The sequence below is a fragment of the Metapseudomonas boanensis genome (genome assembly GCF_018704125.1).
Taxonomy (GTDB): domain Bacteria; phylum Pseudomonadota; class Gammaproteobacteria; order Pseudomonadales; family Pseudomonadaceae; genus Metapseudomonas; species Metapseudomonas boanensis.
Genome location: NZ_JAGTIS010000001.1, coordinates 746066 through 765218 on the forward strand (window position 1 = coordinate 746066; position 19153 = coordinate 765218).

A 19153-nucleotide genomic window follows, 5' to 3' on the forward strand; every position below is an offset into this window, starting at 1 on the left:
GGATTAATGTGGTGGGTCGTCGCTTCCCCAGCAAAAGCCGACAACGCAGGCCGATCTCCGGACTGCCAATCCCAGGGAAGGGGGGTATATGTCGTTGCATTCAGGGCTGGCTGCGTTTGCAGCAGGTCTCCTGCTGTTGCGGGCGCTGCCAATGCTCCCACCTGTCTGGTGGTTGTGGCCGCAACTCCTGCTCGGTGTGCTGCTGCTAGCAGGAAGAGGCTGGCGACTGGGTTTTTTTCTTGTCGGATTGTCCTGGGCGAGCCTGGCAGCCCAATGGGCGCTCGACGACCGACTGGAGCCCGGGCTTGATGGGCAGACGCGCTGGCTTGAAGGACGGGTGGTTGGTCTGCCTCAGCGCAATGATGGTGTGGCCCGATTCGAGCTGACGGATCTGACCTCGCGTCGCGCTCGCCTACCTGGCCGTTTGCGGTTGGCGTGGCACGGTGGGCCGGAAATCCACGCCGGCGACCGCTGGCGCCTCGCCGTTACCCTCAAGCAGCCTAGGGGGTTGGTCAATCCGGCGACCTTCGATTACGAAGCCTGGCTTCTGGGTCGGCATATCGGCGGTACGGGCTCTGTGAAAGCCGGGGAGCGCCTCGAGCCAGCGGAAGGACCTGCCGCTTGGCGCGACCAGTTGCGTCAGCGTCTTCTACAGGTCGACGCCCATGGGCGCCAGGGTGGGCTTGCCGCGCTGGTTATGGGGGACGGTTCGGGGCTGGATTCGAAGGACTGGCGCATCTTGCAGGATACCGGCACGACCCACCTGATGGTGATCTCTGGGCAGCACATTACACTGCTGGCAAGCGTGCTTTATGGGTTCGTCGCGTTGCTCGCGCGGTTTGGGTTTTGGCCTGGTCGCGTGCCGTGGCTACCGGCGGCCTGCGCTGCTGCGTTCGCAGGAGCATTGGGATACGGGTTTCTTGCAGGGTTCGATGTGCCGGTCCGACGGGCTTGCGTGATGATCGCGGTGGTATTGCTGTGGCGCTTGCGCTTTCGTTACCTGGGCATCGTCACGCCGCTGTTGTTGGCGTTGTGCCTGGTGCTGCTGACTGACCCCCTCGTGGTCCTGCAGCCAGGATTCTGGCTGTCGTTTGGTGCCGTTGCACTGCTTCTGTTGGTATTCGGTGGGCGTCTAGGCGCATGGATATGGTGGCAGGCGTGGTGGCGCGCGCAGTGGACCATGGCGCTGGGGCTGGCACCCCTGATGGTGGCGCTGGCCCTTCCGATCAGTATCAGCGGGCCTCTGGCGAACCTGGTGGCTGTGCCGTGGGTCAGTCTTATTGTGCTTCCGCTGGGCTTGCTCGGGACCTTGTCGTTGCCTGTGCCCGTCATTGGCGAGGGTCTTTTGTGGTTGGCGGGCGGAGCTTTGGACTGGTTGTTCATTCTTCTGGCCTGGATTGCCGGGCAATGGCCTGCCTGGATACCTGAGGTGGTATCGCTGTGGGGATGGGCGTTGGGCGCATTGGGGGTGATTCTCCTGCTCCTGCCTGCCGGTATCCCCCTGCGGGCTCTCGGTGCGATGCTCTTGCTTCCGGCTCTGTTCCCCCCATCTCCACGTCCGTTGGTGGGGCATGCGGACATCTGGCTACTCGATGTGGGTCAGGGGCTCTCGGTCCTCGTGCGGACTCGCGAACATGCGCTGCTCTACGATGCAGGACCACGAAGGGGAGACTTCGATCTTGGTGAGCGAATCGTCGTGCCGGTACTGAGAGGGTTGGGTGTGGATCGTCTCGACCTGATGCTGCTAAGCCACGCGGACTCGGACCATGCCGGCGGCGCCTCGGCTGTGCAGCGAGGGCTGGCTGTCGAAGGGGTGGTCAGCGGCGAACCTGATCGCCTGCCAGCAGAGCTCGCGGCGAGTGGCTGCAAGGCGGGTGACGAATGGAGTTGGGATGGGGTCAGGTTCGCAACCTGGCAATGGCCTGGCGCCCAGGACAGTAACGACAAGTCCTGCGTACTCAGCGTCGAGGCCAGGGGCGAGCGCATGCTCTTGAGCGGTGATCTCGGTGCGCGTGGTGAGGCTGCCTGGGTCGCCGGTACCCAAGACCTGCGAGCGCGTTGGCTGGTGGCTGGCCATCACGGTAGCCGGACATCATCTTCACCAATACTTCTGCGGGCCGTAGCCCCGGAGCGCGTGCTGATTTCACGTGGGGCGCATAATCCTTATGGGCATCCGCACCCGCTGGTGGTTTCACGCATTATGGGTCTGCCGGCAGCTATCCTGGATACGGCAGAGCGTGGGGCACTCCTTATCCGGCTTGGCCACTATGTCGAGGCAGAAGCCTATCGCGACAAGCCCGTGTTCTGGAGGGAAAAATGAGAACAGCGGCGGTCGGCGAGGGCTTGCCCCTATGCTAGAGTGGCGCCAATTTTCCGAAGGGGATTTCCTACCGTGTGGGAGCTGGTCAAAGCCGGCGGCTGGATGATGCTGCCGATTATTCTGTGTTCCATCGCCGCCACCGCCATCATCGCTGAGCGTCTATGGACATTGCGTATAAGCCGTGTATCTCCACCTCACCTGCTCGGGCAGGTCTGGCGTCAGATCAAGGACAAACAACTGAATGTCCAGAGGCTCAAGGAGTTGCGGGCATCGTCCCCGCTTGGCGAGGTGCTGGCTGCGGGGCTGGCTAACTCCAAGCATGGCCGCGAAATCATGAAAGAGTGCATCGAAGAGGCGGCCAGCCGAGTCATCCATGAACTGGAACGCTATCTCAACGCTCTGGGGACCATCGCCGCCATGGCTCCGCTGCTGGGCCTCCTGGGCACAGTGTTCGGCATGATCGAGATTTTCAGTGGCTTCATGGAAAACGGCATGGCCAATGCCCCCATCCTGGCGGGCGGTATTGCCAAGGCTCTGGTGACAACTGCTGCAGGCCTCATCGTTGCGATTCCTGCGGTGTTCTTCCACCGCTATCTGCTGCGTCGGGTCGATGAACTGGTGGTGGCCATGGAGCAGGAAGCGATCAAGCTGGTGGAAGTCGTACAGGGCGACCGTGAAGTGGATTTCGCAGAGGAAACCAAAGCGTGAAGTTCCGCCGCCGGGCGGGCAACGTTGCCCGTGAAGAGGTCTTCCTCAACCTGACTTCGCTGATCGACGTGATCTTCGTGCTTCTCCTGTTCTTCGTGGTGACCACGACCTTCAGCAAGCCCAGTCAGTTGAAGATCGAGTTGCCCGAGGCGGTCAGCGGTACGCCGCCGCAGGAAACCGAACTCAAGACGCTCGAGCTGAGCATTGCCGCCGATGGTCAATATTCGCTCAACGGCCAGATCCTGATGAAGAGCGACCTGGCGACCCTTATCAGCGCCTTGGGCCGCGAATCCGAGGGCGACAACAGCCTGCCCCTGGTCATCTCGGCAGACGCACGCACCACCCACCAATCGGTTGTCACCGCGATGGACGCCGCCGGCAAGCTGGGCTTCAGCCACCTGCGGATGACGACCGTCGAGGCGGATGCGGCCAAACCCTGATGGATTTCTCCGATCGCCTGCTGGATGCCTGGTACAAAGGGCATCCCGCGCTCGCCCTGCTGGGCCCGCTCGAGTCGCTTTATCGACGAGTGGCGGAACGCAAGCGTGCTGCTTTCCTCGCGGGGCAGGCCGATACCTATCGTCCACCAGTTCCCTTGGTCGTCGTTGGCAACATCACAGTTGGCGGTACCGGAAAGACGCCGCTGATTCTCTGGCTGATCGAACACTGTCGTGCCCGTGGGTTGCGGGTCGGCGTGGTCAGTCGCGGTTATGGTGCCAAGCCGCCGCAACTTCCCTGGCGAGTCACCGCAGAGCAGGGTGCTGAGCAGGTGGGCGATGAGCCATTGCTGATCGTCCAGCGCAGCGGCGTGCCTCTGGTGATCGACCCGGACCGGTCGCGTGCGGTGCGTGCGCTGCTGGAAGTCGACAAGTTGGACCTCATTCTCAGTGACGACGGACTGCAGCACTACCGTCTTGCGCGTGACTTGGAGCTGGTACTGATCGACGCCGCTCGTGGCCTTGGTAACCGGCGTTGTCTTCCAGCTGGCCCGTTGCGCGAGCCCGCCGAGCGTTTGCAAAGCGTTGATGCCGTGTTGTGCAATGGAGCCGCCTTTGACAGCAATGATGGCTATGGAATGCAATTGCGGCCTACTGCGTTGGTCAATGTTCGCTCCGGGGACCGCGTCGGGCTGGGGCACTTTTTGCCAGAGCAGGCGGTACACGCGGTCGCCGGTATCGGCAATCCGCAGCGTTTCTTCAAGACCCTGGAGGCGTTAAACTGGCGCCCGATTCCGCATGCCTTTGCTGATCATGCTGTCTATAGCGCTGAGGCGCTGAATTTCACGCCGCACTTGCCGCTGCTGATGACGGAAAAGGATGCGGTGAAGTGCCGGGCCTTTGCTGCTGCCGACTGGTGGTACCTGGCGGTCGACGCCGTACCCTCGGAGGCCTTCGTCGCCTGGTTCGACGTGCAACTGGCCCGCTTGCTGCCGAACCGCTTCTAACTCCAGGTAGCCCTGCGGCTGCCGACTCAAGGAATTCCCCATGGACCCGAAACTGCTCGACATCCTCGCCTGTCCCCTGTGCAAGGGCCCGTTGAAATTGGCCGACGACAAGAGCGAACTGATCTGCAAGGCTGATGCCTTGGCCTTTCCTGTGCGCGATGGCATCCCAGTGATGTTGGAAGGTGAGGCCCGTCCCCTCAGCGTTGACGAGCGGCTGGACAAATGAGCCAGGCTTTCACCGTCGTTATCCCTGCTCGTTTCGCCTCCACTCGCCTGCCGGGCAAGCCGCTGCAAGACATTGCTGGCAAGCCCATGATCCAGCACGTCTGGGAGCAGGCTCGTCGCAGCGGGGCACAGCGCGTGGTGGTGGCCACTGACGATGCGCGTATTGTCGACGTTTGCCAGGGATTCGGCGCTGAAGTGCTGTTGACTCGGGCCGATCATAATTCCGGCACTGACCGTCTGGCTGAGGTTGCCACGCAGCTGGGCCTCACCGACGATGCGATCGTGGTCAATGTGCAGGGCGACGAGCCCTTGATCCCTCCTGCAATCATCGACCAGGTTGCGGCAAACCTGGCTGCGCATCCTGAGGCGGGCATTGCGACCCTGGCTGAGCCAATCCATGAGGCGCAAGCGCTGTTCAATCCCAATGTGGTGAAAGTCGCTACCGACCTGAATGGCCTGGCGCTGACCTTCAGCCGCGCCCCTCTGCCATGGGCTCGGGATGCCTTTGCCGCGAATCCTGACCAACTCCCGAATGATGTCCCGTATCGGCGCCATATCGGCATATACGCCTATCGGGTTGGGTTCCTTCATGACTTCGTGGCCTGGGGGCCGTGTTGGCTGGAAAACACCGAGTCTCTGGAGCAGCTGCGCGCGCTCTGGCATGGCGTGCGCATCCACGTAGCTGATGCCCTTGACGCACCGCCGGCAGGTGTCGACACCCCGGAAGACCTTGAGCGCGTCCGGCGCCTGCTAGGTGCCTGATGAAGGTTCTTTTCGTTTGCCTGGGCAATATCTGTCGCTCCCCGACTGCTGAGGGCGTCCTGCGCCACAAGCTGTGGGAAGCTGGCCTTATTGAGCAGGTGCAGGTCGACTCGGCCGGCACCGGGGATTGGCACGTCGGCAAGGCGCCCGATGCCCGTACCCGTGTCGCGGCCCAGCGCCGTGGCTATGACTTGTCGCAACTGCGCGCACGTCAGGTGGAGGCTGCTGACTTCGGTCGCTTCGACCTGATTCTCGCCATGGACAAGAGCAACCTGGCCAACTTGCAGCGGCTTCGTTCTGGAGCGGGCGCCGAGCTTGACCTTCTTCTGCAGCGCTATGAGCTTGCCCTGGATGAAGTGCCCGACCCCTACTACGGCGGAGAGGATGGCTTCGAGACGGTGCTGGACCTGATCGAGCAGGCTTGCGATGCGCTGATCGATGAAATCAAGGGGCGCCTGTGAGCTTGAATCTGCGCGAGAACGTTTCTCTCAAACCTTTCAATACCTTCGGAGTCGATGTCACGGCACGCCTTTTCGCTGAGGCTCATAACGAAGCCGAGGTGCGTCAGGCGCTTCAGGTGGCTGCCGATCGCGGCCTGCCGCTGTTGGTCATCGGCGGTGGCAGCAACTTGCTGTTGACCCGAGACGTGGATGCATTAGTGCTGCGCATGGCCAGTCGGGGGATCCGAATCCTTGCTGACGACGGCATCCGTGTGACGGTGGAAGCCGAAGCAGGGGAAGCCTGGCATCCCTTCGTGCTCTGGAGTCTTGATGAGGGATTGGGAGGGTTGGAAAACCTCAGTCTGATCCCTGGCACTGTTGGTGCTGCCCCGATGCAGAACATTGGGGCCTATGGTGTCGAGCTGAAGGATGTTTTCGCCGGTCTGTCGGCCCTGGACCGGGAGAGCGGCGAGATCCGCGATTTCGATCTCGAGGAATGCGAGTTCGCCTATCGTGACAGTCTATTCAAGCGCGAAGCCGGCCGCTGGCTGATCTTGCAGGTTCGTTTCAGGCTGAGTCGTTTACCGGAATTGCATCTGGATTATGGCCCTGTGCGGCAGTGGCTTCAGGCTGAAGGTATAGAGGCACCGGCGCCGCGCGATGTCAGTCGTGCCATCTGTGCGATCCGCAGTGAGAAGCTGCCGGATCCTGCGCAGTTGGGCAACGCCGGGAGTTTCTTCAAGAACCCCCTGGTCAGTGCTGAGCTGGCGCAGCGCCTGCGTGCGGAGTGTGCCGATCTGGTCGCCTATCCGCAGGCAAACGGGCAGGTAAAGCTGGCGGCGGGTTGGTTGATCGAGCGGGCGGGCTGGAAAGGCTTCCGCGAAGGCGATGCGGGCGTTCATCGCTTGCAGGCCTTGGTGCTGGTCAACTATGGAGCTGCCACCGGACCGCAGTTGCATGCGCTGGCGCAGCGCATCCAGACTGACATTGCCGTGCGTTTTGGCGTGGAGCTTGAGATGGAGCCGAACGTGATCTGACCAGGCCTGTCGCTGCCTGCGTACGCCAGCAGTCTTCTATTGGGCGCCTGCCCACAAAATAACCGGCCTGAAGGCCGGTTACTTATCGATCAGCGCAACTCAGCGGTATTCGCACAGGTACGCAGTGTCCTGGGCAACCTTGAGCTGGAACTTGCTGTTGGCCGGAACGGTGAACTGGCTGCCGGCAGCGAAGGTTTCCCAGCTGTCGCTGCCTGGCAGTTTGACGGTCAGGGCGCCAGCGATGACGTGCATCACTTCCAGTTGGCTGGTACCGAATTCATATTCGCCGGCAGCCATGACGCCGATGGTGGCCGGGCCGTCGTTCATGCCGAAGGCGATGGATTTAACGGTGCCGTCGAAGTACTCGTTGACCTTGAACATGCGGGGATCCTGGATAGGGGCTGAAATGGGCCGACAGTATGCCCAACGCGGTTCCCAGCGTCACTAGCCCTGTCGATGGGCTGGAAGGACTAGCGGCAGCAGTCGTGCGGTATTACGTGCGTCTTCAAGGGCTCGGTGCTGTTGGCCCTGGAAGTTCAGGCCGGCAAGCTGCAACGCGGTATTCAAGCCTACTGCGCGCTTCAACTGGCGGGCCTCGGCGAAGCGTTGCTTGAGGTTCAAGTGAGGGACCCCGGCCAGCAGGCTGTTGAGTTCGTGGCGGCGCCAGTCCTGCTCCAGCTGCTTGCGGTCATAGTCGCCCCAGCTGGCCCAACCTGCCAGGCGGGAACGGTGCTTGCCGAGCCAGCGCTCGAACACCGGCCAGACCTGGGGCAGGGGAGCGGCGCTGTCCACATCAGCCTGGGATATGTGCGTAAGCGCACGACAGAACTGGGTCAGGCAGGGGCGCCGTTGCGGTCGGACAAAGCGCTGGAAGTGGTCAAGCTCATGTCCGTCGGCGGCCACCAGGGTGGCACCGATTTCGATGATTTCCATCTCTTCTAGGGGCCAGCCCCCTTCCTCTGTGGTGGCTTCCAGGTCAATTACCAGCCAGTGCGGCATGCAGGTCTCCTTGGCAGTACGGCGCTATCGCCGGCCTGAGGCGAGTATGGAAGCGCTTTCGCGGCGTCGCAAACCACGTGTTAGTCTTCAAGCAGACCGACGATGGAGGTGAGAGATGGCTGATGTAGCGTTTATCGGGCTGGGCGTGATGGGATTCCACATGGCTGGTCACCTGGCCTGCGAAGGGCATTCGGTGCGCGTCTTCAACCGCTCTCCGGCGAAGGCCGAGTTGTGGTGCGATGAGTTTGGCGGTGATGCCTTCCCGACCCCGCGTGAGGCCGCGCAGGGAGCTGACCTCGTCATGGTTTGCGTAGGCAATGATGATGATCTTCGTGCGGTGGTATTGGGGGCGGATGGTGCATTTGCGGGCATGTCGCCAGGCGCAATCCTCGTCGATCACACCACTGCATCGGCTGGCGTCGCTCGCGAGTTGGCTGTGCTGGCGGCAGAGCGTGAACTCGGTTTCCTCGATGCGCCGGTCTCTGGGGGCCAGGCTGGTGCCGAGAGCGGAATGCTGTCAGTGATGGTCGGGGGCGAACAGGTCTTCTACGATCGTGCCGCGCCGGTGCTCGAAAGCTACGCGAAGATGGTTCGCCTCATGGGGCCGGTCGGTAGCGGCCAGTTGACCAAGATGGTCAATCAGATATGCGTCGGTGGCCTGCTGCAGGGCCTGGCCGAAGCCTTGCATTTCGCACAGTGCGCCGGGCTGGATGCCCATGGTGCGATGGCAGTGATCAGCAAGGGCGCGGCACAGTCGTGGCAGCTGGAGCATCGACACCAGACCATGCTTGAAGGGGCGTTCGACTTCGGTTTTGCTGTGGACTGGATGCGTAAAGACCTTTCCATCGTCCTGACGGAGGCCGAGCGCAATGGAGCGCAACTGCCGGTTACTGCATTGGTTGATCAGTTCTATGCCGAAGTCCAGGCCATGGGAGGAGGGCGCTGGGATACGTCCAGCCTGATTGCCCGGCTCAAGACTCCTCGTTAGCTGGTGCCTGTCTCAGGCGCGGAAAATGAAGTGAACCGCGCCTAGCATGCAAAGTCCTGCCCACAGTTAGTCGAGCTTCAGTGGCTGCTGCATGTAGAGGACGCTGAAGGGTACGAACACGGCAAGGGTGATCACTTCCTGCATGATCTTCAACTGGCCTACCTGCATCTCGGTGTAACCGATGCGGTCGGCCGGAACCATGATCATGCACTCGGACAAGGCGATTCCCAGCTGATCAATGCAGCAATCACCCAAGGCTTGGTGTTGAGGGTTTTCAGGTGGTCGTACCAGGCAAAGGTCATGAAGTTATTGGACAGCGCGAGCAGGGCGGCGGTCTGTATCCATACCGGCATGCTGGTTCGCTCCATGGAATGATGGCGCAATAACCTACTGGTCGTTGGAATGGGTGAAAAGGGGCTGTTGATGCGTTTTTGGCGGATTGCTGCTTTTTTGGCCTTGGTTGGGTTGGGGGCTGTAATCATGGCTATGCGCATCCAGAACGCGTGGAATAACAGGCCTTTGGTGGTAGAACTGGTCGTGCCGCCTGCCTTCGCTGTTCCCCGAGGCTTCGATTTTGGTCGGTATCGGCTCAGTTGGCTGGGGCATGGCTTTTCGATACATGCTCAAGGGCAGCCGGCCCAAGTTCTATGGGCGGTGCAGGGTGGTTTCGTTGGCGCCGGTAACGGCCATCGTCGTGAGCGCGAAGGGTATTGGCAGTCGCGTCTGGTCGAGCGGCGAGACCTGCTGTGTCTGGAGCAGAGCCTGGAAAGCTTTGAGCGTCAGGGGGACAGGTTGATCCTGCGCGGGCATCTGCGGTGCGGCAATGGCATGGTGAGCCCTTACAGGGTCACTTTTTCGGATGATCATTGGCAGGGGGTAAGACTCTCGGTTGAGGTAACTGATTCGCGACTGAATCGTCTCTATCTCAGCTGGAGTCGGGAGCTTGGGGAGCGCTTCCTGGAGCCGGCCAAAGTGGTTTCGAGGGCGGATGCTGCCGATGGCCGCGCCGTTTTTGCAGAACCGGGAGAGGGCGGTCGAGATGCAGGCTGTCTGGTGTCTACCTTGCGTACTTTCTGCGCCGCATCCGAGAGCTTCCAATGGATTGATCTTGTGAGTCAGACCGACGTGCGGCTTGAGGTCCGCGATCGTCAACTGGTCGCATATCTATCCGGCAACGCAGGTGGGGCTATGCCATTGCATCAGGTGCCCAAGTAAAATAAGCATCCCTTCAAGCTTCCTCGTGGTTCCTGAGGTCTCGACACCATGAAATGCCGTGCCGGATGCGGCGCCTGCTGCATCGCCCCATCAATCAGTTCGCCAATACCGGGAATGCCGCAAGGCAAGCCTGCAGGCGAGCGCTGCCTGCATCTTTCCATCGATAATCTTTGCCAGCTCTTCGGCGATCCTCGCCGTCCAGCTGTATGTGCGGCCTTTGAAGCAGATCCCGATGTCTGCGGTGAAAGCCGGGAAGAGGCAATCCGGCTGCTCGGCTGGCTTGAGTCTGCGACGTCGGTGATGCAGCCTGTCGGGCAGGCTGTGGCTGGGCCTAACTGATCACGGGGGCATGGGGATTTTGAATAGGGTAACCGTGCTTTGCTTCCTTGGATTGCTTGCGGCTGGGGCTGCTGAAGCTGAGGAATGGAAGCTGGTCAAGGATGAGGACGGTATCAAGGTCTATCTCAGCGAAGTGCCTGGTTCTCGGTACAAGGCTTATCGTGGAGTTACGGTCATGAAAACCGATATTGCGACGCTGCGCCGCCTCCAAGAGGATGTGGTGGGCTCTTGTGCCTGGATTCACGAATGCCGGGAGCAGAGGCTATTGAAGAGCGAAGGCGCTCAAAGCTGGACTTATGCCCGTTTCAATACGCCATGGCCGGTCACGCCGCGGGACTCGGTCCTGCATGTCACCTCGCAACTGGGAGCGGATGGTAGTGTGACGCGGTTGTTGGAGGCTGCGCCGGATTATCTTCCGAAGTCCAAGGGCTTCGTGAGAGTTAATCGCGTTGACGGCTTATGGAAGCTGGTGCCGAAAGGAGTGGGGGAGGTCGAGGTCACCTATCAGGCGCATACCGAGCCGGGAGGTAGCGTGCCTTCCTGGCTGGCCAATAGCTTCGTTGTCGATGCGCCGTTCAACACTCTGAAGGCGATGCGTGAGCGTGCTGAGAAGCATTGATGTGAATGAAAAGTAAAAAAGGCTGCCATTGGCAGCCTTTTTTCGTTGCGATTGCGTTATCTGCGAGCGTCCAGTTGCACGAAATCGCGCTGCTCGTATCCGGTGTACAGCTGGCGCGGGCGGCCGATCTTGTACGGGCTGGAGAGCATTTCCTTCCAGTGGGAGATCCAGCCGACAGTGCGTGCCAGGGCGAAGATCACGGTGAACATGCTGGTTGGGATGCCAATGGCCTTCAGGATGATGCCCGAGTAGAAGTCCACGTTCGGGTAGAGGTTGCGCTCCTTGAAGTAAGGATCGTTACGTGCAATCTCTTCCAGCTTCATTGCCAGTTCCAGCTGTGGATCGTTGATGCCGAGTTCAGCAAGAACTTCGTCGCAGGTCTGTTTCATGACCTTGGCGCGGGGGTCAAAGTTCTTGTAGACGCGGTGGCCGAAGCCCATCAGCTTGAACGGGTCGTTCTTGTCCTTGGCCTTCGCCACGAACTTCTCGATATTGGAGACGTCACCGATCTCGTCCAGCATGGTCAGCACGGCTTCGTTGGCACCACCGTGAGCCGGACCCCAGAGCGCAGCGATGCCGGCGGCGATACAGGCGAAGGGGTTGGCGCCAGAGGAGCCGGCCAGTCGTACGGTGGAGGTGGATGCGTTCTGCTCATGGTCGGCGTGCAGGATGAAGATACGATCCATTGCGCGAGCCAGCACCGGGCTGATCGGTTTGATCTCGGCCGGGGTGTTGAACATCATGTGCAGGAAGTTTTCTGCGTAATTCAGGTCGTTACGCGGATACATCATCGGCTGGCCCATGGAGTACTTGTAGGCCATGGCGGCGATGGTCGGCATCTTGGCGACCAGGCGCATCGCCGATACTTCGCGGTGCTGCGGATTATTGATGTCCAGGGAGTCGTGGTAGAAGGCTGAGAGCGCGCCTACTACACCGCACATGATCGCCATGGGGTGGGCGTCACGACGGAAGCCGTTGAAGAAGCTCTTCAGCTGCTCGTGAACCATGGTGTGGTTCTTGATGGTGCCTACGAACTGGGCCTTCTGGTCTGCGTTCGGCAGTTCGCCGTTCAGCAGCAGATAGCAGGTTTCCAGGTAGTCGGACTTCTCCGCGAGCTGCTCGATCGGGTAGCCGCGGTGGAGCAATACGCCCTTGTCGCCGTCGATGTAGGTGATTTTCGACTCGCAAGAGGCGGTCGACATAAAGCCAGGATCAAAGGTGAAGCAGCCCGTGGCGGTAAGGCCCCGCACATCGACTACATCGGGACCCACGGTACCGGACAGAACGGGCAGCTCGACGGGGGCTGCGCCCTCGATGATCAACTGCGCTTTTTTGTCAGCCATAGCGGCCTCCTAGTTATGCTTGAAATCATCAGACAGCCCCCCACGCAGGGCCCGGAACACTATAGAGAGATAAATTTGAATGTCAATTTGAAGAAACCCATATAGCAGAGGGGTTTGCGCGGGTTTTTTGTGGAAAAAAGCGGGCTATTTACGCCTTTTGTATAGGCAGCGCAATCCGCTTTTAGGGGCAGGACTTCGCATTGTCATTAGTCTGCTAACTGTCTATACTCAGCGCCCGATCGCCAGGGGCCCTGGGCCCATATTCTGGAGGTCGGCACTCCCTTTGGTGAGGGGTACCTGATCAGTGCACTTCCCGACAACTTGCCCTGTTTGTTAGGGGCCTCAGTGTGAAAAAAAGCCGTGAATAGCCAACGACCTGTAAACCTAGATCTCAGGACCATCAAACTCCCCATCACTGCTTACACGTCCATCCTGCATCGTATTTCTGGCGTCATTCTCTTTGTCGGCATTGCCGTGCTGCTTTATGCGCTCGACAAATCGCTGGGCTCTGAGGAAGGCTTCGAGCAGGTGAAGGCGTGTTTGACCAGCGCGCTGGCCAAGTTTGTGATTTGGGGCCTCCTGTCCGCACTTCTTTATCACCTGGTTGCCGGTGTGCGCCACCTGGTAATGGATGCGGGCGTCGGCGAGACGCTCGAGGGCGGCAAGCTGGGCTCGAAAATCGTCATCGCCGTTTCCGCGGTGCTGATCGTGCTGCTGGGGGTGTGGGTATGGTAACCAATGTCACGAACTTCTCGCGTTCTGGCCTCTATGACTGGATGGCTCAGCGCGTTTCCGCTGTCGTTCTCGCGGCTTTCTTTCTCTTCCTGCTGGGCTATCTGGTATTCAATCCAGGTCTGACCTATGCCGAATGGCATGGCCTGTTCTCCCACACCTGGATGCGTATCTTCAGTCTGCTGGCCCTTGTTGCACTCAGCGTTCACGCGTGGGTCGGCATGTGGACCATCTCCACTGACTACCTGACGCCTATGGCGCTGGGTAAGGCGGCGACTGTCGTGCGTTTCCTCTTCCAGGCGGTATGCGGCATGGCAATGTTCGCGTTCTTCGTCTGGGGTGTGCAGATTCTCTGGGGTGTCTGATCCATGGCTAGCATTCGTACTCTCTCTTTTGACGCCATCATCGTAGGTGGTGGTGGTGCCGGCATGCGCGCGGCACTGCAACTGGCGCAGGGCGGCCACAAGACTGCTGTGGTCACCAAGGTTTTCCCGACCCGTTCCCACACTGTTTCCGCCCAGGGCGGGATCACTTGTGCCATTGCTTCGGCCGACCCGAATGATGATTGGCGCTGGCATATGTACGACACCGTCAAGGGCTCCGACTACATCGGTGACCAGGATGCCATCGAATATATGTGCTCCGTTGGCCCGGAAGCCGTGTTCGAGCTGGAACACATGGGGCTGCCTTTCTCCCGCACAGAACAGGGTCGTATCTACCAGCGTCCATTCGGCGGTCAGTCCAAGGACTTTGGCAAGGGTGGTCAGGCCGCCCGTACCTGTGCTGCGGCCGACCGTACCGGTCACGCCCTGCTGCATACGCTGTATCAGGCCAACCTGAAGAGCGGCACTTCGTTCCTCAATGAGTGGTATGCCGTTGATCTGGTGAAAAACCAGGATGGCGCCATCGTCGGCATCATCGCGATCTGCCTTGAGACCGGTGAAACCGTCTACATCCGCTCCAAAGCCGTGGTCTTGGCCACCGGTGGCGCTGGCCGCATTTATGCGTCCACCACCAACGCCCTGATCAACACTGGTGATGGCGTGGGCATGGCCCTGCGTGCTGGTGTTCCGGTGCAGGACATCGAAATGTGGCAGTTCCACCCCACCGGCATCGCCGGTGCTGGCGTGCTGGTGACCGAAGGCTGCCGTGGCGAGGGTGGCTACCTGATCAACAAGCATGGTGAGCGCTTCATGGAGCGTTATGCTCCGAACGCCAAGGACCTGGCTGGTCGTGACGTTGTCGCGCGCTCCATGGTCAAGGAAGTCATCGCCGGCAACGGCTGTGGCCCGGATGGTGATCATGTGCTGCTGAAGCTGGATCACTTGGGTGAGGATGTGCTGCACAGTCGTCTGCCGGGCATCTGCGAACTGTCCAAGACCTTCGCGCACGTCGACCCTGTTGTTGCGCCGATCCCGGTTATCCCGACCTGCCACTACATGATGGGCGGCGTTGCCACCAACATTCATGGTCAGGCCATCACCCAGGATGCCAATGGCAACGACAAGATCGTTGAAGGCCTGTTTGCCGTGGGTGAAGTGGCTTGCGTTTCGGTCCATGGCGCCAACCGCCTGGGCGGCAACTCGCTGCTCGACCTGGTGGTATTTGGTCGCGCTGCAGGCCTGCACTTGGAGAAAGCCCTCAAGGAAGGTATCGAGCACCGCGGTGCCAGCGAAACCGACCTGGAGCTGTCGCTCAAGCGCCTTTCCGGTGTGAACGAGCGCACCAGTGGCGAAGACGTCGCGCCGCTGCGTAAAGAGCTGCAAAACTGCATGCAGAACTACTTCGGCGTGTTCCGCACCGGCGAATACATGCAGAAGGGCATTGCCCAGCTGGCCGAGCTGCGCGAGCGAATCGCCAAGGTGAAGATCGCCGACAAGAGCCAGGCTTTCAACACCGCGCGCATCGAGGCGCTGGAACTGCAAAACCTGCTCGAAGTGGCCGAGGCTACCGCCGTCGCCGCCGAGGTCCGCAAAGAGTCCCGCGGTGCTCACGCCCGCGAAGACTTCGAAGATCGCGACGACGAGAACTGGCTGTGCCACACCCTGTACTTCCCGGGTGAGAAGCGCGTTACCAAGCGCTCCGTCAATTTCACGCCGAAGACCGTTCCGGCGTTCGAACCCAAAGTACGTACTTATTAAGGGTGGCCGATATGTCGCAAGCCAACATTCTCACTGTCAGCGTTTATCGCTACAACCCTGATCAGGACGCTGCGCCGTTCATGCAGGACTTCCAGGTCGATACCGCCGGCAAGGACATCATGGTCCTCGACGTGCTAGCGCTGATCAAAGAGCAGGACGAGGGCTTCTCCTACCGTCGCTCCTGCCGTGAAGGTGTCTGCGGTTCCGATGGTATGAACATCAACGGCAAGAACGGTCTCGCCTGCATCACTCCGCTGACTGCTGCCGGGCTGCGTGGCGGCAAGCTGGTGATCCGCCCGCTGCCGGGGCTGCCGGTCATTCGTGACCTGGTGGTCGATATGAGCATCTTCTACAAGCAGTACGAGAAGGTGAAGCCTTTCCTGCAGAACGATACGCCCGCTCCGGCGATCGAGCGTCTGCAGTCGCCGGAGCAACGAGAGAAGCTGGACGGTCTGTACGAGTGCATCCTGTGTGCTTGCTGCTCGACTTCCTGCCCGTCGTTCTGGTGGAACCCGGACAAGTTCCTCGGTCCAGCTGCACTGCTGCAAGCCTACCGTTTCCTGGCTGACAGCCGTGACACCAAGACTGAAGAGCGTCTGGCTGCGCTGGACGATCCGTTCAGTGTGTTCCGCTGCCGCGGCATCATGAACTGCGTCAACGTCTGCCCCAAGGGTCTGAACCCGACCAAGGCAATCGGTCACGTACGTAACATGCTGCTGCAGAGCGGTACCTGATCGACTGTTATACCCGTAAGACCTGCGATACCGGTTTGTTGCCGGTATCGCAGTAAAACCAGGAGCGCAGCTCACAAAGCCGTGCTCCTTATTTGAAAAATATATAGATGACCAGCAGGGGCAACCGGGCTGGTGCCCGGACTATCTGCGGGATCCTCGGTGGCTTTACCGAAGTCGCTATGCCAGGACTTCAAAGCCCGATGCGGTTTCCACGCCGGTGGTGTCCCCTTATCGAGGGTGACCAAGCATGCAAGAAAGCGAAATGCAGCGCATGTGGAACAGCGCCCACCTATCCGGTGGTAACGCTGCCTATGTGGAAGAGCTCTATGAGCTCTACCTGCACGATCCCAACGCTGTGCCAGAAGAGTGGCGCACTTACTTCCAGAAGTTGCCGGCTGACGGCAGCCTCGCCACTGACGTCTCGCATTCTACTGTACGCGATCATTTCGTCCTGCTCGCCAAGAACCAGCGCCGTGCTCAGCCGGTCTCCGCTGGTACTGTAAGCAGCGAGCATGAGAAGAAGCAGGTCGAAGTCCTTCGCCTGATCCAGGCATTCCGCATGCGGGGCCATCAGGCTTCTGCGCTCGATCCGCTTGGTCTCTGGAAGCGTCCGGCGCCTGCCGACCTTTCCATTCGTCACTACGGCCTGACCGATGCTGACCTCGACACCACCTTCCGCACCGGTGAGCTCTACATCGGCAAGGAGGAGGCGACCCTACGCGAGATTCAGCAAACGCTCAATGATACATATTGCCGCACCATCGGCGCCGAGTTCACCCACATCGTCGATTCCGAGCAGCGCAAGTGGTTCCAGCAGCGCCTGGAAAGCGTGCGTGGGCGTCCGATGTTTTCGGCAGACGTACAGGGGCACCTGCTGGAGCGTCTGACTGCTGCCGAGGGCCTCGAGAAGTACCTGGGTACCAAGTACCCGGGCACCAAGCGTTTCGGCCTCGAGGGTGGTGAGAGCCTGATCCCGCTGCTGGACGAGATCATCCAGCGCTCCGGCTCCTACGGCCTGCAGGAAATCGTCATCGGCATGGCCCACCGAGGTCGTCTGAATGTCCTGGTCAATACCTTCGGCAAGAACCCGCGCGACCTATTCGACGAGTTCGAAGGCAAGAAGACCGAGGGCCTGAGCTCCGGTGACGTGAAGTACCACCAGGGCTTCTCCTCCAACGTCATGACTCCGGGTGGTGAAGTGCACCTGGCGCTGGCGTTCAACCCGTCCCACCTGGAAATCGTCTCTCCGGTAGTGGAAGGCTCCGTACGTGCCCGTCAGGATCGCCGCCAGGACAAGACTGGCGACAAGGTGCTGCCGATCTCCATCCATGGCGACGCGGCCTTTGCCGGCCAAGGCGTGGTCATGGAAACCTTCCAGATGTCGCAGACCCGGGGTTACAAGACGGGCGGCACCATCCACATCGTCATCAACAACCAGGTAGGCTTCACCACCAGCCGTCCAGAGGACTCGCGTTCCACTGAGTACTGCACCGACGTGGCGAAGATGATCCAAGCGCCGATCCTGCACGTGAACGGCGATGATCCGGAAGCGGTCCTGTTCGTGACCCAGCTGGCCGTCGACTATCGCATGCAGTTCAAGCGTGACGTGGTCATCGACTTGGTTTGCTACCGTCGTCGCGGCCACAACGAGGCCGACGAGCCGAGTGGTACTCAGCCATTGATGTATCAGCAAATCTCCAAGCAGCGCACGACCCGTGAGCTCTACGCTGATGCGCTGACCCAGTCGAAAGTCCTCGACACGGCTGCTGTGCAGGCCAAGATCGATGAATATCGTGCTGCCCTGGATAACGGTCAGCATGTCGTCAAGAGCCTGGTCAAGGAGCCCAACAAGGAGCTGTTCGTCGATTGGCGCCCCTACCTCGGCCATGCCTGGACCGCTCGTCACGACACCAGCTTCGATCTCAAGACCCTGCAGGATCTCTCTACCAAGCTGCTGGAAATCCCGGAAGGCTTCGTGGTCCAGCGCCAGGTTGCGAAGATCCTCGAAGACCGCCAGAAGATGGGCGCGGGCGCTATGCCGATCAACTGGGGCTATGCCGAGACAATGGCCTACGCCACCTTGTTGTTCGAGGGCCATCCGGTTCGCATCACCGGCCAGGACGTTGGTCGCGGCACCTTCTCGCACCGCCACGCTGCGTTGCACAACCAGAAGGACGCCGGTACCTACCTGCCGTTACAGCACCTGTACGACGCCCAGCCGAAGTTCGATCTTTACGACTCCTACCTTTCGGAAGAGGCCGTACTGGCGTTCGAATACGGTTATTCGACCACCATGCCTAATGCACTGGTGATCTGGGAAGCCCAGTTCGGTGATTTCGCCAACGGTGCCCAGGTGGTGGTCGACCAGTTCATCACCAGTGGTGAGCACAAGTGGGGGCGTCTCTGCGGCCTGACCATGCTGCTGCCGCACGGCTACGAAGGGCAGGGCCCGGAGCACTCCTCTGCGCGCCTGGAGCGCTACCTGCAACTGTGCGCCGAACACAACATCCAAGTGTGTGTTCCGACGACTCCGGCCCAGGTCTACCACATGCTGCGCCGCCAGGTAATCCGCCCGCTGCGCAAGCCGCTGGTGGCCCTGACGCCCAAGTCGCTGCTGCGCCACAAGCTGGCGATCTCCACGCTGGAAGATCTGGCAGAAGGCTCGTTCCAGACCGTCATTGACGAGATCGACCCGATTGAGCCGAAGAAGGTCGAGCGCCTCGTCCTGTGCAGCGGCAAGGTCTACTACGACCTGCTGGAGAAGCGTCGTGCCGAAGGTCGCGAAGACATCGCCATCGTGCGGATCGAACAGCTTTATCCGTTCCCTGAAGACGACCTGGCCGAGGTACTTGCCCAGTACAAGAACCTCAAGCACATCGTGTGGTGCCAGGAAGAGCCGATGAACCAGGGCGCCTGGTACTGCAGTCAGCATCACATGCGTCGTGTCGCCAGCGCCCACAAGAAAGGCCTGTTCCTCGAGTACGCCGGCCGTGAAGGTTCGGCAGCTCCGGCCTGCGGTTACGCCTCGATGCACGCCGAGCAGCAGGAAAAACTGCTGCAGGATGCCTTTACTGTTTAACGCTTCGCGCAGAAGAAACCGAATCAGA

At 60.4% G+C, this 19153-nt stretch carries 20 protein-coding genes and 1 pseudogene; 17 read left to right on the forward strand and 4 right to left on the reverse strand.

All coding sequences use genetic code 11. From position 1 onward, the window contains the following. Positions 1-88: 88 nt before the first annotated feature. The 8 genes from J7302_RS03500 to murB all read left to right on the forward strand — a co-directional run bounded on the left by J7302_RS03500 (position 89) and on the right by murB (position 6936). Positions 89-2320 (forward strand): DNA internalization-related competence protein ComEC/Rec2, encoded by a 2232-nt coding sequence (locus J7302_RS03500; RefSeq protein WP_215370276.1) that lies wholly within the window; start codon positions 89-91, stop codon positions 2318-2320. 72 nt (positions 2321-2392) lie between these two features. After that, on the forward strand, positions 2393-3028 hold the full coding sequence (locus tag J7302_RS03505; protein WP_215370278.1) for a MotA/TolQ/ExbB proton channel family protein: 636 nt from the start codon (positions 2393-2395) through the stop codon (positions 3026-3028). After that, entirely contained in the window at positions 3025-3468 is a 444-nt protein-coding gene (locus tag J7302_RS03510; RefSeq protein ID WP_215370281.1) for an ExbD/TolR family protein, read from the forward strand. The genes J7302_RS03505 and J7302_RS03510 overlap by 4 nt, the downstream gene beginning before the upstream one ends. Then, positions 3468-4472 carry a tetraacyldisaccharide 4'-kinase gene (gene lpxK, locus J7302_RS03515; protein WP_215370284.1) on the forward strand — a complete coding sequence of 335 codons (1005 nt, stop codon included), beginning with the start codon at positions 3468-3470 and terminating at the stop codon, positions 4470-4472. Before J7302_RS03510 ends, lpxK begins: the two co-directional genes overlap by 1 nt. 40 nt (positions 4473-4512) lie before the next feature. Continuing rightward, a complete protein-coding gene (locus tag J7302_RS03520; protein WP_215370287.1) occupies positions 4513-4698 on the forward strand; it encodes a Trm112 family protein in 186 nt (61 codons plus the stop codon). Next, the gene (gene kdsB / locus J7302_RS03525; protein ID WP_215370290.1) at positions 4695-5459 is read left to right on the forward strand and encodes a 3-deoxy-manno-octulosonate cytidylyltransferase; all 765 of its coding nucleotides are present in this window, start codon (positions 4695-4697) and stop codon (positions 5457-5459) included. The genes J7302_RS03520 and kdsB overlap by 4 nt, the downstream gene beginning before the upstream one ends. Continuing rightward, the gene (locus J7302_RS03530; protein ID WP_215370294.1) at positions 5459-5920 is read left to right on the forward strand and encodes a low molecular weight protein-tyrosine-phosphatase; all 462 of its coding nucleotides are present in this window, start codon (positions 5459-5461) and stop codon (positions 5918-5920) included. The genes kdsB and J7302_RS03530 overlap by 1 nt, the downstream gene beginning before the upstream one ends. Continuing rightward, on the forward strand, positions 5917-6936 hold the full coding sequence (murB, locus tag J7302_RS03535; protein ID WP_215370297.1) for a UDP-N-acetylmuramate dehydrogenase: 1020 nt from the start codon (positions 5917-5919) through the stop codon (positions 6934-6936). Before J7302_RS03530 ends, murB begins: the two co-directional genes overlap by 4 nt. 99 nt (positions 6937-7035) lie before the next feature. On the opposite strand, the gene ppnP is transcribed toward murB, so the two are convergent. Then, entirely contained in the window at positions 7036-7317 is a 282-nt protein-coding gene (gene ppnP / locus J7302_RS03540; RefSeq protein WP_215370301.1) for a pyrimidine/purine nucleoside phosphorylase, read from the reverse strand. A gap of 63 nt (positions 7318-7380) precedes the next feature. Beyond that, a complete protein-coding gene (locus J7302_RS03545) occupies positions 7381-7935 on the reverse strand; it encodes an exonuclease domain-containing protein (RefSeq protein WP_215370304.1) in 555 nt (184 codons plus the stop codon). A 115-nt stretch (positions 7936-8050) separates the two neighbouring features. Here J7302_RS03545 and J7302_RS03550 point away from each other — a divergent pair, with 115 nt between their 5' ends. Beyond that, on the forward strand, positions 8051-8923 hold the full coding sequence (locus J7302_RS03550; RefSeq protein ID WP_215370307.1) for an NAD(P)-dependent oxidoreductase: 873 nt from the start codon (positions 8051-8053) through the stop codon (positions 8921-8923). A 66-nt stretch (positions 8924-8989) separates the two neighbouring features. Here J7302_RS03550 and J7302_RS03555 read toward each other — a convergent pair. Next, positions 8990-9276 (reverse strand): annotated as a pseudogene (locus J7302_RS03555) (DMT family protein). 49 nt (positions 9277-9325) lie between these two features. On the opposite strand from J7302_RS03555, the gene J7302_RS03560 reads away from it, so the two are divergent. Genes J7302_RS03560 through J7302_RS03570 form a run of 3 tightly spaced genes read left to right on the forward strand, consistent with a single transcriptional unit; the run spans position 9326 to position 11096 of the window. Continuing rightward, on the forward strand, positions 9326-10138 hold the full coding sequence (locus tag J7302_RS03560; protein WP_215370350.1) for a hypothetical protein: 813 nt from the start codon (positions 9326-9328) through the stop codon (positions 10136-10138). A 48-nt stretch (positions 10139-10186) separates the two neighbouring features. Further along, the gene (locus J7302_RS03565) at positions 10187-10477 is read left to right on the forward strand and encodes a YkgJ family cysteine cluster protein (RefSeq protein ID WP_215370353.1); all 291 of its coding nucleotides are present in this window, start codon (positions 10187-10189) and stop codon (positions 10475-10477) included. A gap of 10 nt (positions 10478-10487) precedes the next feature. After that, entirely contained in the window at positions 10488-11096 is a 609-nt protein-coding gene (locus J7302_RS03570) for an START domain-containing protein (protein ID WP_215370358.1), read from the forward strand. Between the two features lie 56 nt (positions 11097-11152). Here J7302_RS03570 and gltA read toward each other — a convergent pair whose 3' ends face one another. Next, positions 11153-12439 (reverse strand): citrate synthase, encoded by a 1287-nt coding sequence (gltA, locus tag J7302_RS03575; RefSeq protein WP_215370361.1) that lies wholly within the window; start codon positions 12437-12439, stop codon positions 11153-11155. Positions 12440-12799: 360 nt separating this feature from the next. On the opposite strand from gltA, the gene sdhC reads away from it, so the two are divergent. The 5 genes from sdhC to J7302_RS03600 all read left to right on the forward strand — a co-directional run bounded on the left by sdhC (position 12800) and on the right by J7302_RS03600 (position 19125). Further along, positions 12800-13174, forward strand: a complete 375-nt coding sequence (gene sdhC, locus J7302_RS03580; RefSeq protein ID WP_215370365.1) for a succinate dehydrogenase, cytochrome b556 subunit — start codon at positions 12800-12802, stop codon at positions 13172-13174. Beyond that, positions 13168-13536, forward strand: a complete 369-nt coding sequence (gene sdhD, locus J7302_RS03585; RefSeq protein ID WP_215370368.1) for a succinate dehydrogenase, hydrophobic membrane anchor protein — start codon at positions 13168-13170, stop codon at positions 13534-13536. Before sdhC ends, sdhD begins: the two co-directional genes overlap by 7 nt. A gap of 3 nt (positions 13537-13539) precedes the next feature. After that, entirely contained in the window at positions 13540-15312 is a 1773-nt protein-coding gene (gene sdhA, locus J7302_RS03590; RefSeq protein WP_215370371.1) for a succinate dehydrogenase flavoprotein subunit, read from the forward strand. Positions 15313-15338: 26 nt separating this feature from the next. Further along, positions 15339-16046 (forward strand): succinate dehydrogenase iron-sulfur subunit, encoded by a 708-nt coding sequence (locus tag J7302_RS03595; protein ID WP_215370801.1) that lies wholly within the window; start codon positions 15339-15341, stop codon positions 16044-16046. 247 nt (positions 16047-16293) lie between these two features. Then, on the forward strand, positions 16294-19125 hold the full coding sequence (locus J7302_RS03600) for a 2-oxoglutarate dehydrogenase E1 component (RefSeq protein ID WP_215370375.1): 2832 nt from the start codon (positions 16294-16296) through the stop codon (positions 19123-19125). The last annotated feature ends 28 nt before the right edge of the window (positions 19126-19153 follow it).

What these genes read in the sequence shown, in the direction of transcription:
- kdsB (WP_215370290.1), top strand. Translation starts at nt 4,695, where the DNA reads ATGAGCCAGGCTTTCACCGTCGTTATCCCTGCTCGTTTCGCCTCCACT.
- J7302_RS03570 (WP_215370358.1), top strand. Translation starts at nt 10,488, where the DNA reads ATGGGGATTTTGAATAGGGTAACCGTGCTTTGCTTCCTTGGATTGCTT.
- J7302_RS03500 (WP_215370276.1), top strand. Translation starts at nt 89, where the DNA reads ATGTCGTTGCATTCAGGGCTGGCTGCGTTTGCAGCAGGTCTCCTGCTG.
- lpxK (WP_215370284.1), top strand. Translation starts at nt 3,468, where the DNA reads ATGGATTTCTCCGATCGCCTGCTGGATGCCTGGTACAAAGGGCATCCC.
- J7302_RS03530 (WP_215370294.1), top strand. Translation starts at nt 5,459, where the DNA reads ATGAAGGTTCTTTTCGTTTGCCTGGGCAATATCTGTCGCTCCCCGACT.
- J7302_RS03560 (WP_215370350.1), top strand. Translation starts at nt 9,326, where the DNA reads ATGGGTGAAAAGGGGCTGTTGATGCGTTTTTGGCGGATTGCTGCTTTT.
- J7302_RS03520 (WP_215370287.1), top strand. Translation starts at nt 4,513, where the DNA reads ATGGACCCGAAACTGCTCGACATCCTCGCCTGTCCCCTGTGCAAGGGC.
- sdhD (WP_215370368.1), top strand. Translation starts at nt 13,168, where the DNA reads ATGGTAACCAATGTCACGAACTTCTCGCGTTCTGGCCTCTATGACTGG.
- J7302_RS03600 (WP_215370375.1), top strand. Translation starts at nt 16,294, where the DNA reads ATGCAAGAAAGCGAAATGCAGCGCATGTGGAACAGCGCCCACCTATCC.
- gltA (WP_215370361.1), bottom strand. Translation starts at nt 12,439, where the DNA reads ATGGCTGACAAAAAAGCGCAGTTGATCATCGAGGGCGCAGCCCCCGTC.
- ppnP (WP_215370301.1), bottom strand. Translation starts at nt 7,317, where the DNA reads ATGTTCAAGGTCAACGAGTACTTCGACGGCACCGTTAAATCCATCGCC.
- J7302_RS03565 (WP_215370353.1), top strand. Translation starts at nt 10,187, where the DNA reads ATGAAATGCCGTGCCGGATGCGGCGCCTGCTGCATCGCCCCATCAATC.
- J7302_RS03545 (WP_215370304.1), bottom strand. Translation starts at nt 7,935, where the DNA reads ATGCCGCACTGGCTGGTAATTGACCTGGAAGCCACCACAGAGGAAGGG.
- J7302_RS03550 (WP_215370307.1), top strand. Translation starts at nt 8,051, where the DNA reads ATGGCTGATGTAGCGTTTATCGGGCTGGGCGTGATGGGATTCCACATG.
- sdhA (WP_215370371.1), top strand. Translation starts at nt 13,540, where the DNA reads ATGGCTAGCATTCGTACTCTCTCTTTTGACGCCATCATCGTAGGTGGT.